The 17338-nt window shown below is 56.6% G+C and carries 15 protein-coding genes and 1 tRNA gene; 11 read left to right on the plus strand and 5 right to left on the minus strand.

Annotated elements, in window-relative coordinates; translation table 11 throughout:
* Positions 1 to 28 precede the first annotated feature (28 nt).
* From GS646_RS12145 to GS646_RS12180, 8 genes are all read left to right on the plus strand, one after another.
* Complete coding sequence (locus GS646_RS12145; protein ID WP_171646606.1) at positions 29 to 697, plus strand: nitroreductase family protein; 669 nt, start codon at positions 29 to 31, stop codon at positions 695 to 697.
* Between the two features lie 42 nt (positions 698 to 739).
* Positions 740 to 1177: a D-aminoacyl-tRNA deacylase gene (gene dtd, locus GS646_RS12150; protein ID WP_171646605.1), complete on the plus strand. Its 438-nt coding sequence runs from the start codon at positions 740 to 742 to the stop codon at positions 1175 to 1177.
* Positions 1177 to 2280: a DUF4147 domain-containing protein gene (locus tag GS646_RS12155; protein WP_171646603.1), complete on the plus strand. Its 1104-nt coding sequence runs from the start codon at positions 1177 to 1179 to the stop codon at positions 2278 to 2280. The genes dtd and GS646_RS12155 overlap by 1 nt, the downstream gene beginning before the upstream one ends.
* A 235-nt stretch (positions 2281 to 2515) precedes the next feature.
* Entirely contained in the window at positions 2516 to 4102 is a 1587-nt protein-coding gene (locus tag GS646_RS12160) for an ABC transporter substrate-binding protein (protein WP_171092551.1), read from the plus strand.
* Positions 4103 to 4117: 15 nt separating this feature from the next.
* On the plus strand, positions 4118 to 5074 hold the full coding sequence (locus GS646_RS12165) for an ABC transporter permease (RefSeq protein WP_171092552.1): 957 nt from the start codon (positions 4118 to 4120) through the stop codon (positions 5072 to 5074).
* Positions 5071 to 5886 carry an ABC transporter permease gene (locus GS646_RS12170; protein ID WP_171185151.1) on the plus strand — a complete coding sequence of 272 codons (816 nt, stop codon included), beginning with the start codon at positions 5071 to 5073 and terminating at the stop codon, positions 5884 to 5886. Before GS646_RS12165 ends, GS646_RS12170 begins: the two co-directional genes overlap by 4 nt.
* Entirely contained in the window at positions 5883 to 7520 is a 1638-nt protein-coding gene (locus GS646_RS12175; protein ID WP_171185153.1) for an ABC transporter ATP-binding protein, read from the plus strand. Before GS646_RS12170 ends, GS646_RS12175 begins: the two co-directional genes overlap by 4 nt.
* Before the next feature lie 151 nt (positions 7521 to 7671).
* Positions 7672 to 8508: an alkaline phosphatase family protein gene (locus tag GS646_RS12180; protein ID WP_171092558.1), complete on the plus strand. Its 837-nt coding sequence runs from the start codon at positions 7672 to 7674 to the stop codon at positions 8506 to 8508.
* 30 nt (positions 8509 to 8538) lie between these two features.
* Here the strand turns inward: GS646_RS12180 and GS646_RS12185 are convergent, their stop codons facing one another.
* The 5 genes from GS646_RS12185 to GS646_RS12205 form a co-directional block, all read right to left on the minus strand.
* Positions 8539 to 9462, minus strand: a complete 924-nt coding sequence (locus GS646_RS12185; RefSeq protein WP_171185155.1) for an alpha/beta hydrolase — start codon at positions 9460 to 9462, stop codon at positions 8539 to 8541.
* A gap of 12 nt (positions 9463 to 9474) precedes the next feature.
* Positions 9475 to 11364, minus strand: coding sequence for an acyl-CoA synthetase (locus tag GS646_RS12190; protein WP_171185157.1), 1890 nt, complete (start codon positions 11362 to 11364; stop codon positions 9475 to 9477).
* 159 nt (positions 11365 to 11523) lie between these two features.
* Positions 11524 to 13344 carry an ABC transporter transmembrane domain-containing protein gene (locus tag GS646_RS12195; RefSeq protein WP_171185158.1) on the minus strand — a complete coding sequence of 607 codons (1821 nt, stop codon included), beginning with the start codon at positions 13342 to 13344 and terminating at the stop codon, positions 11524 to 11526.
* A gap of 128 nt (positions 13345 to 13472) precedes the next feature.
* Positions 13473 to 13546 (minus strand) — tRNA-Gly (locus GS646_RS12200).
* A gap of 105 nt (positions 13547 to 13651) precedes the next feature.
* A complete protein-coding gene (locus tag GS646_RS12205) occupies positions 13652 to 14524 on the minus strand; it encodes a MurR/RpiR family transcriptional regulator (protein ID WP_171185160.1) in 873 nt (290 codons plus the stop codon).
* A gap of 103 nt (positions 14525 to 14627) precedes the next feature.
* Between GS646_RS12205 and GS646_RS12210 the strand changes: the two genes are divergently transcribed.
* From GS646_RS12210 to GS646_RS12220, 3 genes are read left to right on the plus strand one after another with little or no spacing between them, the layout of a single operon-like run.
* Positions 14628 to 15413, plus strand: a complete 786-nt coding sequence (locus tag GS646_RS12210; protein WP_171185162.1) for an N-formylglutamate amidohydrolase — start codon at positions 14628 to 14630, stop codon at positions 15411 to 15413.
* A gap of 16 nt (positions 15414 to 15429) precedes the next feature.
* A complete protein-coding gene (locus GS646_RS12215; protein ID WP_171185164.1) occupies positions 15430 to 15948 on the plus strand; it encodes a TRAP transporter small permease subunit in 519 nt (172 codons plus the stop codon).
* On the plus strand, positions 15948 to 17273 hold the full coding sequence (locus GS646_RS12220; RefSeq protein WP_171185166.1) for a TRAP transporter large permease subunit: 1326 nt from the start codon (positions 15948 to 15950) through the stop codon (positions 17271 to 17273). The genes GS646_RS12215 and GS646_RS12220 overlap by 1 nt, the downstream gene beginning before the upstream one ends.
* The last annotated feature ends 65 nt before the right edge of the window (positions 17274 to 17338 follow it).

The following is a 17338-nucleotide window of genomic DNA, read 5'->3' on the forward strand; positions in this document are numbered from 1 at the left end:
AGCGCGGAAACAAAGGGATGGGTCTGCCGTGTCGTTAGCTGAACTGAATACTCTGCTGAAAGACCGCTATTCCTGCCGTGCGTTTCTATCAGAACCAGTACCGCGAGCGCAGATCGAACAGATCGTCACCAGCGCATCCCAAGTCCCTAGCTGGTGCAATGCACAACCCTGGCAGTTGGTGATCACCAGCGCAGATGAAACAGATGCGTTCCGTAAAGCAATGTTAGCTGAGGCTGTCAGCGGAACCCCAGCACCGGATCTGCCGTTTCCAACCTCCTACTCCGGCGTGTACCAGGATCGCCGCCGCGCCTGTGGTTGGGCGCTGTACGAAGCTGTTGGGGTGGAACGCGGGGACCGCGCCGGGTCGGCGCAGCAAATGATGCAGAACTTTGCCCTGTTTGGCGCACCGCATTGCGCCATCCTTTCAAGCCCGGCTGAGCTTGGCCCCTATGGCGCGATGGATTGCGGTGGTTTTGTCACGGCCTTCGCGCTGGCAGCCCAAGCGTTGGGGATCGCGACCATACCACAAGCCGCATTGGCTACTTACGGTCCATTCTTGCATCGCTATTTTCAGATCCCCGAAGACCGCTTGATCCTGTGCGCGATTTCTTTTGGCTATGCGGACCCTGATCATCCTGCAAACAGCTTTCGCACAAAACGCGCCGCACCGAGTGACTTTGTGGAATGGCGGGATTAAACAATCCCAGAGGTTGGCTTTCGCATAACAAGGAGGAATCCCTTGCGCGCAGTATTGCAGAGGGTATCGCATGCCAAAGTGTCGGTTGATGACACTGTCGCAGGATCATGTGGACAGGGGTTGATGATTCTTGTTTGCGCCATGCAGGGCGACGGCAACGAGCAGGCCAAGAAGCTTGCCGAAAAGGCGGCCAAGATCCGCATCTTCAAAGACGATGCGGGGAAAATGAACCGCTCACTTCTGGATATTGGCGGATCGGCGTTGGTGATCAGCCAGTTTACACTCGCCGCCGATACAAAAAGCGGCAACCGGCCGGGGTTTTCAACCGCAGCCCCGCCGGATCAGGGTGAACGCCTGTATAAAGAATTTGCAAATCACTTGGCCGCGCAAGGTGTTGCGGTGGAAACCGGGCAGTTTGGGGCTGACATGGCGGTCGAACTTGTAAATGACGGCCCCGTCACGATCTGGATTGAGAATTGATGGATATCACAAAGCAAGCCGTTTCGTTTTGGCAGGCCGGAGTTGATGCGGTCGATGGGTTCGCTGCTACCAAGGCCGCACTGCCGGGTGTTCCCAAGCCCGATCGGATTCTCGCGGTCGGCAAACCCGCTGCCGCGATGGCACGTGCGGCGCTGGCTCAGTTTGGTCCGATCCCCACTCTTGTGGTCACCAAAGACGAACACGGTCGCGATCTTCCCGAGTCGGTCGAGGTGATCGAGGCCTCTCATCCGGTGCCGGATGACCGCAGCCTTGCGGGTGGGCGCGCGCTCCGCGTTGCGATGGAGCAGATGCCGCCGGGCTCTCATGTCCTTCTGTTGGTTTCAGGCGGCGCGTCCTCGTTGGCCGAGGATCTTGTGACCGGCACATCTTTACGCGATCTGGAGGCGTTGAACCGCAGACTGCTGTCTGAGGGAATGGACATTCGGGCGATGAACGCCGAGCGGCGCAAGCTGTCACGCATCAAGGGCGGCGGCTTGCTGTCTCATTTCAAAGGCGCACAGGCGACTGTTCTGGCGATTTCAGACGTGCCCGGCGACGATCTCAATGTCATTGGCTCGGGCATTGGAGCTTTGCCAGATGACTACAGCTTCACTGCGACGACACAGATCGTGGCGTCAAACGCACATGCCCGAAATGCGGCTGCCTTAGCAGCAAGCGAAGCGGGTCAAACGGTTCTGGCCAATGACGAAGCGCTGCACGATGACTATCTGCGAGTGGCGGCAAAGCTTGGATCGATGCTACGCGGCATGGACAAGGGTGTGATGATCTTTGGCGGTGAACCGACCGTGGTTCTACCCGGTCACCCAGGGCGCGGTGGGCGAAATCAGGCACTGGCGCTTGCATTGGCCAAAGAGATCTCAGGTCAAACGAACCTGACGGTTGTTGTTGGTGGTACAGATGGCACGGACGGCCCAACAAACGCAGCCGGAGGGATCGTGACTGGCGCAACTTGGGTGGACGCAGCCGAAACCTACCTTCAAAACGCTGACAGCGGTACTTTTCTGGATTCAGCGGGTGCGCTTTTGGTGACAGGACCAACCGGGACCAACGTAATGGATCTAATTGTCGCAATACGCGTATGATTTGACGCATTTTCCTACACTTTGTTCCATCAAGAACCGAAAATGAAAGAATATGCAGACGGTTTCTCAATCTACAGATCACGAAGGCGGCGTTCGTGACGTCATCGTGAAGACCATCGTTTTCGGTGCACGCGCGAAATATCCTTGCTCGGTTGTCTGAAATGCGCCAACTTTGACTCATGCGTCAATAAAAAGTCCGCAAAGGGCTAAAACCACTCAATAGGGAGAATACTCAATGAACGAACAAATCACGCACATGGCCGGCCAGGTCACCGCCGGGAAGATGACCCGCCGCGAATTTATGGGGAAAGCTGCGGCTTTAGGCGTCTCGGCAGCGATGGCCAGCACGATGTTTGCGGATGCCGCGCGGGCGGCAGGGCCCAAAAAAGGCGGTGACCTGAAGTTTGGCCTGCAAGGTGGCGAATCAACTAACTCGCTTGACCCGGCGACCTATGCAAGCTCAGTTCCCTTCCAGAACGGCAAACAATTCGGCGATCAGTTGGTTGAAGTGGCACCCGATGGCACCATCGAACCGCGCCTGGCAGAAAGCGTAGAAGGTAGCGCAGACGCCAAAGTATGGACATTTAAGCTGCGTCAAGGCGTTGAGTTCCACAACGGAAAAACGATGACCAGCGAAGACGTGCTTAAAACGATGCAGCGTCACTCGAACGAAGACTCGAAATCTGGTGCGCTTGGCATCATGAAAGGTATCGAGTCCATGAAAGCTGACGGGGACAACTTCCAAGTCACGCTGACTGAGCCAAACGCTGACCTGCCCTATCTGATGGCCGACTATCATTTGATCGTTCAGCCTGACGGAGGGATGGAGAATCCTGGCGCAGGCATCGGAACCGGACCTTATAAGGTAGAAGTGGATGAACCCGGTGTACGCCACCTTTACACAAAGTTCGAAAACCACTGGAACTCGGATTTCGGAAATTTCGACAGTGTAGAAGTGATCGTGATCAACGATGCTACGGCCCGCACGGCCGCGCTTCAATCTGGACAAGTTCACGCAATCAACCGGGTCGAACCGAAAGTGGCCGACCTTTTGGGACGCGCGCCAAACCTGACAGTGCACTCGACCGCAGGTCGCGGGCACTATGTCTTCATCATGCACATTGACACTGCACCGTTCGACAGCAACGAACTGCGCCTCGCTCTGAAACACGCCATCAACCGAGAGGATCTGGTTGAGAAAGTGCTTCGAGGCTATGGTTCGATCGGGAACGACATGCCGATCAACGCGGCTTACCCGCTGTTTGATGAGACTATTCCGCAGCGCGAATTCAGCGTTGAAAAGGCCGCTGAGCATTATCAAAAGTCGGGCCATGACGGTTCGCCAATTATTCTGCGTGTGGCAGATGGCGCCTTCCCTGGTGCGGTAGATGCAGCGGCCCTGTTCCAACAGTCTGCAGCAGAAGCTGGAATTCCGCTTGAGATCAAGCGTGAGCCAAATGATGGCTACTGGTCGGAAGTCTGGAATGTTCAGCCATTCTGCGCGTCCTACTGGGGTGGCCGTCCGGTTCAGGATCAAATGTATGCGACTGCCTATCTGTCGACTGCGGACTGGAACGACACGCGGTTCAAGGTCCCGGCCTTCGACGACTTGCTGTTCGCCGCACGTGCTGAACTTGACCCTGAAAAGCGCAAAGGTATCTACAGCCAGATGGGCATGATGGTCCGCGATGAAGGCGGTCTGATCTGTCCGATGTTCAACGACTTTGTTGAGGGCATCAGCAACCAGTTGGACGGTTGGGAAACCGACCCGACACAAGAGCTGATGAACGGCAATATGTCCCGCAAAATGTGGTTCGTCTGATCCGGGCTACTGTATATGCATCCCATCATCAAACTGGTGTTCCAGCGCTTAGCGCTGGGACTCTTGCTTCTCTTCGGTGCATCGGCTCTGATATTCGGCCTCACTGAAGCCCTTCCCGGGGACGCGGCGCAAGCCGTCCTTGGCCAATCCGCAACCCCCGAAGCGCTGGCAAACCTGCGCGAAGAAATGGGCCTCAACCGGCCAGCCCTGACCCGCTATTTTGAATGGTTGGGTGGCATTGTTCAGGGTGATCTGGGCCAATCACTGACAAACAAGCTCGACATCGCTGAATCCGTTGGCAGCCGTCTGGGCAACACACTGTTTCTGGCGTTCTGGGCCGCTATTATTTCGGTTCCACTGGCTATCTTCCTGGGCCTTCTGGCGGTCCGCTACCGCAACCGCTGGCCCGACAAGATGATTTCGGCGGTCACACTGACCACGATCTCTATCCCCGAATTCCTGATCGGTTATGTGCTGGTCTACTTCGTTGCCGTCAAACTGGGCTTCTTCTCGCCGCTTGCAATGATCAACGACAGCATGACCCTTGGGCAAAAGCTGAACTCTATCGCTTTGCCTGTCATCGTGCTGACTCTGGTGGTTTTGGCGCACATGATGCGTATGACCCGCGCTGCAATCCTAAACGTGATGCAGTCGGCCTATGTCGAGACGGCAGAGCTTAAGGGCCTGAGCAACTTTCAGGTGATCTACCGCCACGCATTTCCGAATGCCATCGCACCTATTGTAAACGTGGTCATGCTGAACCTGGCCTACCTCGTTGTTGGCGTCGTCGTGGTCGAGGTCGTCTTCGTCTATCCCGGCATGGGGCAATATCTGGTGGATCACGTGACCAAGCGTGACGTGCCCGTTGTCCTGGCCTGCGGTGTAATCTTCGCCGCGATCTATATCGGTTTGAACATGATTGCAGACATCGTCTCGATCCTTGCCAACCCAAGGTTGAGGCATCCGAAATGAAGAACATTCCTATCTCTGCAATGATCGGTCTTGGCTTTACCGGCCTGTACTTCTTTGTTGCCATCTTTGCCCCCCTGCTGGCCCCTTATGGCATGGCCGAGGTCGTCGGCGACGTGTGGGAGCCGTCAAGCTCGCAATTCTGGCTGGGCACGGACAACATTGGCCGCGATCTTCTCAGCCGCATGATCTATGGCGGGCGCACGACGATCTTCATCGCCACGGCAGCAACGATCCTCAGCTTTGTGACCGGCTCGGTCCTGGGTTTTCTGGCGGCAGTTATGGGCGGCTGGGTCGATCAGGTCATGTCACGTACAGTTGATCTGATCATGTCGATTCCATCGCTGATCTTCGCATTGGTGGTTCTGGCCATGGTTCCGGTCACCATCCCTGTTCTGATCATTGTCATGGGCCTGCTGGATGCCACGCGCGTCTATCGTCTGGCGCGCGCTGTTGCGGTGGACATCGCAGTAATGGATTACGTCGAAGCCTCGCGCCTGCGGGGTGAAGGCCAGATCTGGGTGATCTTCCGCGAAATCCTTCCCAATGCTCTGTCGCCGCTGGTGGCTGAACTGGGTTTGCGTTTCATCTTCATGGTCCTGTTTGTCTCGACCCTGTCCTTCCTGGGTCTGGGCGTTCAGCCGCCGCTGGCGGACTGGGGCGGCATCGTGAAGGAAAACAAGGACGGCATCGTCTACGGTATCGGTGCGGCGCTGTATCCCGCTGTCGCCATCGCGACGCTGGCGATTTCGGTCAACCTGGTGGCTGACTGGGTCCTGAACCGCACCACATCACTGAAAGGAGGCCGGGGATGAGCGATCCACTTCTCAAGGTCCGCGACCTCAAGATCGGCGCAACCGTGTATCCACCGGGTGAAAAACCTCATGACATCGAGATCGTGCACGGGGTCAGCTTTGACCTCGAGCGCGGCAAGGTGCTGGGCCTGATCGGGGAATCCGGCGCCGGGAAATCCACCATCGGTCTGGCCTCAATGGCTTATGGCCGGGGCGGTGTGAAGATCACCGGTGGTGAGGTTTGGGTCAACGGGCGTGATATCCTGAAAACCTCGCACGGGGATATCCGCAAGCTGCGCGGTGGCGAAGTCACGTATGTGTCTCAGTCCGCCGCGGCATCCTTCAACCCGGCCAAGAAGATCATGGATCAGGTGGTCGAGGCTGCGGTCGAACAGAAAAAGTTCAGCCGCAAAGAGGCCGAAGGTCGGGCGCGTGAACTGTTCGCCAAGCTGGGTTTGCCCGACCCGGACAATATCGGCGAAAGGTACCCGCATCAGGTTTCGGGTGGACAGTTGCAGCGCTGCATGACGGCTCTGGCCTTGTGCCCCGAGCCTGATCTTGTGGTCTTCGATGAACCCACCACGGCGTTGGATGTGACTACCCAAATCGATGTTCTGATGGCGATCAAAGAAGCCATCGCAGACACCGGGGTTGCTGCACTTTACATCACCCATGACTTGGCAGTTGTGGCGCAGGTTAGCGATGACATCATGGTTCTGCGCATGGGCAATACGGTCGAGTACGGCAACACGGATCAGATCATCAACAATCCGCAGGAGGAATACACGCAGGCGCTGGTCTCGGTTCGCTCAATTGAGCATGAAGAAAAGCAGCCGACACCTGAACCGGTGCTCAGCGTTGACGGTATCACCGCGCGTTACAAGGGGTTGAACTTCGACGTGTTGCACAACGTCAATGTCGAGCTTCATCCGGGGCAGACACTGGCCGTTGTGGGCGAATCCGGCTCGGGTAAATCGACGCTGGCGCGGGTCATCACCGGGTTGTTGCCCCCTCGGGATGGTGAAATCACCTTTGCCGGGCGCAAACTATCGCCAGACCTCAAAGGCCGAACCCGCGAAGACCTGCGCGAATTACAGATGATCTACCAGATGGCCGACGTGGCGATGAACCCGCGTCAGACCGTAGGAACCATCATCGGCCGGCCGCTGGAGTTCTACTTCAATATGCGGGGCGCGGAAAAGCGCAAGCGGGTCATCGAACTCCTGGATGAGATCGAGTTGGGCGAAAAGTTCATCGACCGCTATCCGGCCGAGCTGTCCGGTGGTCAAAAACAGCGTGTCTGCATCGCCCGGTCACTGGCGGCAAAGCCGAAAATGATCATCTGTGATGAGGTCACCTCGGCGCTCGACCCTCTGGTGGCGGATGGCATTCTCAAGCTGCTGCTGGATCTGCAAAAGATCGAGAACGTGGCCTATCTGTTCATCACCCACGATCTGGCGACGGTCCGCGCGATCAGCGACAGCATCGCGGTGATGTATCAGGGGCGCGTGGTGCGCTACGGGCCGAAATCGCAGGTGCTGAGCCCGCCGTTTGACGACTATACCGACCTTCTGCTCAGCTCGGTGCCCGAAATGCATCTGGGTTGGCTGGAAGAGGTTGTCGCCCATCGCAAGATGGAGAGCGCAGGGAACTGATCCACGCTTGTGACAGTTCCATGAAATCTGAAAATCCCGGTGCTTTGTCAGATGACAGGTGTCGGGATTTTGCTATTGGGGGCGTGAACAGTCGCGTATAGGGCCGCGAATCTCCTAGGCTCGGCTGAAGAATTTACTGAAAGGCTCGGGCATGGACCGCAAACTTCTGCTCATCATTCTTGACGGCGTCCCCTACCGCAATTTTCGTCGTTTGTTTGGCAATCTGGAAGGCTGGGTCGACAGTGGCGACGCACGGGTTTGGAAGTTGCGGGCCGTGCTGCCTTCGACGTCGGCCAGCTGCTATGCGTCAATCCACACAGGTGTGACACCGCAGGAACATGGCTGCACCGGCAACGGCAACGTCTTTCGTTTGAGCCACAAGGACGTATTCAGTCAGGTTCGCGAAGGTGGCGGCGTAACCGGAGCAGTAACGCATAGCTACTGGTCCCAGTTCTTCAACCGCCACCCGTTCGACTATGTCCGTGACATTGAATATGACGAGCCCGAAAGCCAGACGATCAACCATGGTCGTTTCCACAGCATGACGGGATATGGCAAAGACAACCAGATGACGCCATCCGACGTGGACCTGTATGGGACACTTACCAATCTGTGCCTGCGCTTCGGGCTGGACTATGGCATCCTTCACACCTGCACGCTGGACAGTATGGGCCACCGTTTCTTCCACGATTGCGAAGAAATGGATCATGCTTGCTTTGTCGCTGACGAGATGCTGGCCCCTTTTATACCCCGCTGGCGTCAGCTGGGATATGATGTGATCGTAACCGCCGATCACGGGCAGGACGAGCGCGGCCATCACGGCGGTCGTGGCCCGTTGCAACAGGAAACAGCACTGTATTACTTCGGCGACGCAGAAGGACCTGACGCAGAGACCGTCATCAGCCAGTTGCAATTGGCACCGACAATCCTGAGCCGAATGGGTGCCCCCATTGCAGAGACGATGAAAGGCGAAGTGTTCCTGCGATAAGGCGAAAGCGTCTTTGCACCAAGATAATTTTTAGTCGTAAGACCAGATCCCTTGTCCCAGGGCTTCGACAGCGACCGAGATACGTTCGAAGCTTTCCGCAGCGCGTTTTACCGAGGTCCGTGCCCGCAGATAGCCGTGCACAAGGCCAGGCTCGTTGATCCAATGGGCCTGGCCCCCTGCTGCGGTAATTCGCTGACAGTAGTTCAGACCGTCATCACGCAACGGGTCACAATCGGCCGTCACAACCACAGTCGGGGGCAGGTTCGAAAAGTCGCTGTCCTGCAAGGGCGCGTAGGTCGGGTCGTTCTGCGGCTGTTCACCTGAACATCGGACGGTCTCATAGAACTTGATATCGTCCAATGTCAGCAATGGCGCATGGGCGTGTTCAAGATATGAACCCTGACTACGGTCGCCGCCAAGCCCCGGATAGATCAGCACTTGTCCTAAGATGCCGTCCAATCGCCCACGCGCGTGATGGGCAACGGCAGCGGAAAGGTTCCCACCGGCACTGTCTCCCGCCAGGATCAGCGGGTCACCATATTCACGCGCCGCCCAATTCACCGCCGTCCAACAGTCCTCGAACTGCGCAGGATGCACGTGTTCCGGGCACAGCCGGTAGTCAACTGAAACAACACGATACCCTGTCTGGGCGCACAGTTCGGCGCAGACATCGTCATGGCTGTCCAACCCACCCACAACGAACCCACCACCATGGAAATAGACGATAGTTCGGGTGGGTTGCCCGGCGGTGTAGATACGGACCGGAACGCCATCAGCCGCCTGATCCTGTGTTTCTACACCCGCAGGGCAAGGTTGTCGGAAATCCTGACACATGGTGTCATAGACGCGACGCTGATCCTGAATTGAAAGATCAACCGCATCATCGGGATAGCTTTCAGCCGTGCGACGTATGAACGCCCAGGTTTCCTCGTCAATCAGGCGTTCATAGTCCATTGTCCCTCCGGCTTACTCAGACCACTCCCATGGCTGGGTAAATGCGCCCAGCACTTTTGAGACATCGTCTTCCGAAGATCCGTTCGCGTCAAGCTGCGCGACAAGACCGCGCTTTTTGTCGTCGATCACTGAAACAACACGTGCCGAAACATCAGCTGCCTCAAGCGCACCATTATAGATACGTGTGATGGCCTGCTTGCGCAGATCGGGCTTAAAGACCTTACCAACCGCAGTTTTCGGCAGTTCGTCCAGAATGGTCATATGCTTGGGCTGCGCCGCACGTTCATGTACATGAACCTTGCAGTAGTCCATAAGCTCTTTTTCCGTGACCGACGCCCCGTCGACCAGTTCGACAAACGCACATGGCACTTCACCGGAATGCGCGTCTGGTTGACCGATGGCACCTGCAAACGCGACAGCTTCATGTCCCAATAGCGCTTCTTCGATCTCGGCTGGGTCGATGTTATGGCCACCGCGAATGATCAGATCCTTGGCGCGACCCGTGATCCACAGATAGCCGTCTTCGTCAAACCGCCCCAGATCACCCGTGCGCAAATACTTGTCGTAATAGTAAAGATCGACATTCTTGTCGGCCTCGGTATAGGTGTTGCCCGCATAGACACCGGGGTTCGAGATACAGATTTCTCCGATTTGATCCGTACCGCATTCGACCGGTCCATCCGGCCCGCTTTGCAGGATTTTTACATCCGTATAGGGGAACGGAATACCGATCGATCCGATCTTTTTCTCACCATCCACAGGATTGCACGACACCAGACACGTGGCCTCGGTCAGGCCATAGCCTTCAACGATCTTCACACCCGTGGCTTCTTCAAAGCGACGGAACAACTCAACCGGCAGCGGGGCCGAGCCAGAGAAGGCCGTTTTCACGCTTGAGATATCGGCATCGACCGGGCGCTGCATTTTGGCCGAAATAGCGGTGGGTACGGTGATGATAAAGCTCACCTTCCAGCGTTCGATCAGCTTCCAGAAATTGTCGAAAACGCCGTCTCCGCGATACCCGGCCGGTGTCGGGAAGATTACATGTGCGCCCGAGGACACGGCCGCCATCATAATCACGTGCACCGCAAAGACGTGGAACATGGGAAGCGGGCACATGATGACGTCGTTTTCGTCAAACAACAGCGTGTGACCCAGCCAGCCGTTATAGACGAGGCCGGAATACTTGTGCTGCGCCACTTTTGGCATACCCGTCGTACCACCCGTATGGAAGTAACAGGCAACGCGGTCTTCCTTGCTGTCTTCAAACGTCAGCGTGGTCGGCTGCTTGGCCAGCTCTTTATTAAAGTTCTTGTAGTTCGCATGGGCCAGTTTTTCCTTGTCACCCATCTTTGGGCGCAGGAACGGCACCAGCCAGGATTTGGGTGGCGTAAGATAACGATTCAGGTCGATTTCCAAAATGGTGTTGACCTTGGGGGCGTGACGCACAGCCTCTTCCACCTTCTGGGCCACATCCGTTTTTGGGAACGATTTCAGCGTCACCACAACCTTGGCGCCGGTCTCGCGAAGGATGGCCGCGATCTGTTCCGGCTCAAGCAGCGGGTTGATCGGGTTCACGATCCCGGCTACCGCTCCGCCCATCATCGTGATCAGCGTCTCGTTACAGTTTGGCAGCACATAGGCCACTACATCTTTTTCGCCAACGCCCAGCGAACGGAACAGGTTCGCCGCCTGGTTAACCTTGCCCTGCAGTTGCGACCAGGTCAGGGTCTCGGCCTTGTCGGTTGGCCCCGAGAACAGTTGAAAACTGATGGCATTGTGGTTGGGAAACTTCTCTGCCGTGCGCGACAAGAGCTGATGGAAGGTGACGGGTAAATCCCGATCCTCCCACGGCATTTCCTGTTCCATGCGCGTTTTGTCTTCCAATCCCACAAAAGCCATGTGGTTCCTCCCGTATGATCTCCCGCATTTCGCGCGGGCTTGTTGTTCGCCTCCAAGATGGGATCAAAACCGACCACGCGCAAGCGAGGGCTTAGCTGTGACAACGGGTAAAATGTAGAATGACGCTACGGCGAATGGGAAAATGCCCGTGCGTCACCCTTATTCTGCGGCAACACCGTCGGTGAATTGCAACCGGGCCAGACGTGCATACAGCCCGTCCTGAGAAACCAGATCATCATGGCTGCCTTGCGCCACGATACGACCCTCTTCCAGCACGACGATACGGTCGGCTTTTTTTACGGTTGCCAATCGATGCGCGACGATCAGCGTCGTGCGCCCGGCGCGCATCTGGTCTACCGCGCCCTGCACCGCACGTTCGCTTTCTGCATCCAGAGCCGAGGTCGCCTCGTCCAGCAACAAAACCGGCGCGTCTCTCAGGATGGCACGGGCGATGGCAATGCGCTGCTTTTGCCCACCGGACAGCATCACACCGCGTTCACCGACAAAGCTGTCATACCCTTCCGGCAAGGCCGCAATGAACTCATGTGCGGCGGCTGCACGAGCCGCGGCTTCAACTTCGGCATCGGTTGCATCCAAACGCCCGAAGCGGATGTTTTCACGGGCCGAGGCGGCAAAAATCACAGGGTCCTGCGGAACCAGAGCCATATGGGCACGGAAATCTGCCCGATCCAGCTCTCGCAGGTCATGGCCATCCAACGTGACACGGCCCGAATTGGGATCATAGAAGCGTTGGATCAATTGAATGACGGTCGTCTTGCCTGCACCTGACGGTCCGACAAACGCGACAGTTTCGCCCGGATTGACCTGCAGCGACAGATGATCCAGCGCGACGGTATCGGGGCGCGCTGGATAGCGGAAGCTGACATCTTCAAACCGGATTTCACCTTTAACATCTTTGGGCAGGGTCAAGGGCTTGGCAGGATCGGTCACGGTGTCTTCGGCATTCAGAAGTTCGACCAGACGCTCGGTCGCCCCGGCCGCGCGTTGAAGTTCGCTCCAGATTTCTGACAGGGCCGCAACCGAGCCTGACATGATGATCGAATAGATCACGAACTGCACCAGAACGCCTTCGGTCATCACACCGTTTCGTACGTCATTGGCGCCCATCCAAAGGACACCGACGATGCCAGAAAAGACCAAGAAAATCACGATGACCGTCAGAATCGCACGGGTCTGAATGCGACGCAACGAGACCACATACGAGGTTTCGGTCATCTCTCCGAATTGCTTGCGGCTTTCTTTTTCATGGGTAAAAGCCTGCACGGTCTGAACAGCGCCCAATGCCTCACCTGCATTTCCGGACGAGGCTGCGATCCAATCCTGATTTTCACGACTGATCACGCGCAAACGGCGGCCCAGAACCAGGATCGGAACAACGACAATCGGGATCAACAAAAGCACCAGCCCGGTCAATTTGGCCGAGGTCAGCAGCATCAAAACCAGCCCACCAAAGAACATCAGCATGTTGCGCAACGCGATCGACACGGATGACCCGAGCACCGATTGGATCAGGGTGGTGTCCGTTGTGATCCGGCTGAGCACCTCGCCGGTCATGATGCGTTCATAGAATTCAGGGCTCATCGCGATCACGCGGTCGAACACGGCCTTGCGAATATCGGCCACTACACGTTCGCCCAGCCGCGTGACCAGCGCATACCGGATGCCGGTGCCCACAGCCAGAACAGCGGCGATACCCAGTGCCGCCAGGAAATACCAATCCAGCAGTTCGCCATCCTGAATACGGAAGTTGTCGATCACGCGCCTCACTGCAAGTGGCAGGGTCAGCGTCATGCTTGCGGTCAGAATCAACGCCAGAGTCGCGCCGATCATCAAAAGCTTGTACGGCTTCATGAAAGGCCAGAGCGAGGCCAGTACCCCAATTTTCTTTGAGCGGGCCCGCTCTTCGCTGGCACCGGGGGCAGCGGCTTGAGTTGGTATGTTGGCGGTCTGTCTTGCCATGTCGGGCCCTTATGGATTGAACGCTAGAAAGTGAACGCTTTCTTGGCCTCAGCCGCCCTTCTGGTCAAGCATCACGACATGGATCAGCCACCCGAAAGGGCCATTTGACGCAGAAAAGTAAGGGTGATTGGAGCGGGTAGACGGAATCGAACCGACATAGCCTGCTTGGAAGGCAGGGGCTTTACCATTAAGCTATACCCGCAAATGGTTTGCGTTGGTTAAGTCATGCACAGGTGCGCGTCAAGCAGGAAGTGGCAAATTTTGTGCCACCGTTTTTGCACCAAAGCGCTTAATCAGATTCGATCGTTCAATCCTGATTGCGGAATAGCCGGGTTGACGAAAAAAACTGCTCCAGTTCCTCGATCCGTTCCTTACTTTCCTCCCACCGGGCCTCTTGCACTTCTGCAATCAAAGTTTCTGAAATCAGCTGCAGCGCTATCGTCGAATCCCAACTTGAAGGGGCCTCGACCAACGCGTGGAAGGTGTAATTTGCGGTCTTTCCGATGGGTGAACCCCATTGGTCGGTAAACAGCACAACTGTTACGCCCCGGCTCGAGGCAACCTGGGCCAGCTTTTCCAGATGCGCCTCGTATCGCCGAATGTCGAAGATCACCAGGACCGAGGACGCGTCCATGTCCAAAAGGTACTGCGGCCAAACATTGGCTGAATTGCCCAGCATGGTCACGTTGGGACGGATGATTTGCATGTGATTGAACAGATAATCCGCGTTGGATCGGGTGATGCGGCCACCCACCACATAAAGATGCCGGTCCGTTTCAGCCAATAACTGGGCGACAGTGTCAAACATCTCTTTGTCCAGACGCTCCAGCGTGTGGCGCATGTTTGTCCAGACGGCCTGCGCAAAGCGCGTTGTCGGGTGTTCGGCATCGTCATCGACAACCCAGGCATCTCGTTTCGAGATCGGTTTCTTGATCTGCGCTGCCACTTCTTCGCGCAGGGCATCCTGCAGGTCCGGAAACCCATCGAACCCAAGCTTGCGGGCCATACGGATAACGGTCGGGGTCGAGACCTGCGCAGCAGCTGCCAGCTTGGTGATCGATTGCAGCCCTGCCATCGGATAATCCTGCAACAGGATAGACGCCAACTGGCGCTCTGATCGGGTCAGGTCGTCCAGTTCATCCTGAATCCGCTGTTTGACAAGTTTCACAACGGTGGCCATCGGCACCCTCGTTTCTTATGTTTGTTACAGAATATTCTCACCTGTAATTTTGTCTACAGTAATTTTCTTGACAGTTGGGAAACTGCTGTAACAAATGCTACCTATGCATCACGATTCCGAGTCATCCTTATTACAAACCGTCGAGGCACCGGCTGCACGTCTGCTCAATGCACGCGGCAGCGCCAATGCGGTTTTGGTGTGCGAACACGCCAGTCGCTTTATTCCCGCCGCTTTGCACGGCCTGGGTTTGGATGAGGAGGCGGCCCGGTCCCATGCTGCATGGGATATTGGCGCAATGGAGCTTTCGGTTGAGTTGATGGGTGCGCTGGACGCGCCATTGGTCCATTCTCGGGTCAGTCGCCTTGTCTATGATTGCAACCGCCCGCCGGAACGTGAAGACGCCATGCCGCAACTCAGCGAAGTGTTTTCAGTACCCGGAAACACGAATCTGACGGCGGCACAGCGCACCCAGCGCGTGCGGGATGTGTATGACCCATTCCGACACCTTTTGTCGTCCACCTTGAACGCAAGAAACGAGCCGCCCGTGGTCATCACGATCCACAGCTTCACCCCGATCTACAAGGGACAGACGCGCTCGGTTGAGCTGGGTATATTGCATGACAAAGACGACCGCGCGGCCCGGATCATGTTGCAACAGGCGCAAGGCACCGGGCTGAAGGTCGCGCTGAACGAACCCTACTCAGCCTCTGACGGCGTCACGCATACGTTGCAGGAACACGCGATCAAACGCGGGTTGCCCAATGTCATGATCGAGGTGCGCAATGACCTGATCGACACTCCTGCGGGTGTGAACCGAATGGCAGGGCAGCTCGCGCCGATCCTGCAATCCGTCATTTCTGCCTTTTCGAACACCGAGGCCACAGCATGACAGAGAAAGTATCTCAATGAAATTCATGCGGAGATATGTGGCGGTCATTGATCGCGCGAACCGCTGGATCGGGCGTGTGGTCATGTATGGCATCTTTGTCATGATGGGCATTCTGCTCTGGTCCTCGATCTCGAAGACGTTCTTTTTGCCGTCTCTGTGGACCCTTGAAATGGCCCAGTTTGCGATGGTGGCCTACTATGTGCTCGGCGGCCCCTATTCCATTCAGATGGGATCGAACGTCCGTATGGACCTGCTGTATAGTGAATGGTCGAACCGTCGGCGGGCCTGGACCGATGCGATCACGGTGTTCTTCCTGATCGTCTATCTGGGTGTGATGATCTATGGCGGCTACGACTCGCTGAGTTATTCGCTGCAATATGGCGAGCGCAGTCCCACCGCATGGCGTCCTTACCTGTGGCCAATCAAGGTGATCATGGTTGTGGGGCTGTTCCTGATGTTGCTTCAAGCCATCTCGGAACTCTTCAAAGATATACTACGCCTCAAGGGCGATGACATCCCGCGCGAGGTGATCTGATGTCATACGAGATGATCGCCATCCTGATGTTTTCGACCATGATGCTGATGTTGCTGACAGGGCAGCGCGTTTTTGGAGCCATCGGCTTTGTCGCCGTTATGGCAGCGCTGTTTCTTTGGGGGGATCGTGGCGGGTACGACATTGGCTTTTCCGCCGCCATGAAGCTGATGAAATGGTACCCGCTGCTGACGCTGCCGATGTTCATCTTCATGGGCTATGTGCTGGCCGAATCCAAAATCGCAGACGACTTGTACAAGATGTTCCACGTCTGGATGGGCGGGCTGAACGGCGGTCTGGCTATTGGCACGATTGGTCTGATGGTTCTGATCTCGGCCATGAACGGTCTAAGCGTTGCAGGTATGGCCATTGGCGCAACGATTGCGCTGCCTGAATTGCTGAAACGTGGGTACGACAAGAAGATGGTGACGGGGGTGATACAAGCCGGATCGTCACTGGGCATCCTTGTGCCGCCTTCGGTGGTCTTGGTTCTTTACGCAATGATCGCCCGTCAACCGGTTGGTCAGCTTTGGCTGGCGGGGCTTCTGCCCGGGCTGATGATGGCTGCGATGTTCATCCTTTACATCGTGATCCGCTGCCGGATTAACCCAGCTTTGGGTCCTGCTTTATCAGCGGAAGAACGTGATGTTCCTATGGCAGAGAAACTGCGTCTCTTGCGTGCCGGTCTGCTGCCGCTGGGCATTTTTGCCGCGATGATGGTGCCATTTGTGAACGGCTGGACCTCGCTGGTTGAAAGCTCGGCCATCGGCGCTTTGACGGCGTTTATCGCTGCGGTGCTGAAGGGCCGAATGACCCGCGAGGTTTTCGAAACCTCGGTGCGGTCAACACTGGGCATCACCTGTATGTTCATGTGGATCATCCTCGCGGCACTGGCCTTTGGCGCTGTGTTCGATGGGCTGGGCGCTGTGCGTGCGATCGAGAATCTGTTTACCGAACGTCTGGGCCTGAACCCCTGGGTGATCCTGATCTTCATGCAGCTCAGCTTTATCCTGATGGGTACTTTTCTGGACGACACCGCCATGCTGGTCATCGTTGCCCCCCTATACGTGCCGCTGGTGGGGGCATTGGGTTTCGACCTGATCTGGTATGGCGTGCTGTACACGATCACGACCCAGATCGCGTATATGACACCGCCCTTCGGCTATAATCTGTTCCTGATGCGCGCGATGGCGCCACCGGAGATTTCACTGCGTGACATTTACGGGTCGATCCTGCCCTTCGTGATTGTGATGACGCTTGCACTGGCCATTATCATGACCTTCCCGCAGATCGCGCTGTGGCTGCCGGAGTATGTTTACAACAAATGATCCCGGACCAAACCGGGGCATCGCGGGTATCCCCCGCATTGCTGAAACTGACCAACGGAGAGAGA

The sequence above is a fragment of the Ruegeria sp. HKCCD4315 genome, assembly GCF_013112245.1.
In the GTDB taxonomy this organism is placed as follows: Bacteria; Pseudomonadota; Alphaproteobacteria; order Rhodobacterales; family Rhodobacteraceae; genus Ruegeria.

Coding starts and splice junctions, on each gene's coding strand:
- GS646_RS12160 (WP_171092551.1), top strand. CDS start 2,516: ATGAACGAACAAATCACGCACATGGCCGGCCAGGTCACCGCCGGGAAG.
- GS646_RS12170 (WP_171185151.1), top strand. CDS start 5,071: ATGAAGAACATTCCTATCTCTGCAATGATCGGTCTTGGCTTTACCGGC.
- GS646_RS12165 (WP_171092552.1), top strand. CDS start 4,118: ATGCATCCCATCATCAAACTGGTGTTCCAGCGCTTAGCGCTGGGACTC.
- GS646_RS12220 (WP_171185166.1), top strand. CDS start 15,948: ATGTCATACGAGATGATCGCCATCCTGATGTTTTCGACCATGATGCTG.
- GS646_RS12215 (WP_171185164.1), top strand. CDS start 15,430: ATGAAATTCATGCGGAGATATGTGGCGGTCATTGATCGCGCGAACCGC.
- GS646_RS12205 (WP_171185160.1), bottom strand. CDS start 14,524: ATGGCCACCGTTGTGAAACTTGTCAAACAGCGGATTCAGGATGAACTG.
- GS646_RS12175 (WP_171185153.1), top strand. CDS start 5,883: ATGAGCGATCCACTTCTCAAGGTCCGCGACCTCAAGATCGGCGCAACC.
- GS646_RS12185 (WP_171185155.1), bottom strand. CDS start 9,462: ATGGACTATGAACGCCTGATTGACGAGGAAACCTGGGCGTTCATACGT.
- GS646_RS12190 (WP_171185157.1), bottom strand. CDS start 11,364: ATGGCTTTTGTGGGATTGGAAGACAAAACGCGCATGGAACAGGAAATG.
- GS646_RS12210 (WP_171185162.1), top strand. CDS start 14,628: ATGCATCACGATTCCGAGTCATCCTTATTACAAACCGTCGAGGCACCG.
- GS646_RS12155 (WP_171646603.1), top strand. CDS start 1,177: ATGGATATCACAAAGCAAGCCGTTTCGTTTTGGCAGGCCGGAGTTGAT.
- GS646_RS12180 (WP_171092558.1), top strand. CDS start 7,672: ATGGACCGCAAACTTCTGCTCATCATTCTTGACGGCGTCCCCTACCGC.
- GS646_RS12195 (WP_171185158.1), bottom strand. CDS start 13,344: ATGGCAAGACAGACCGCCAACATACCAACTCAAGCCGCTGCCCCCGGT.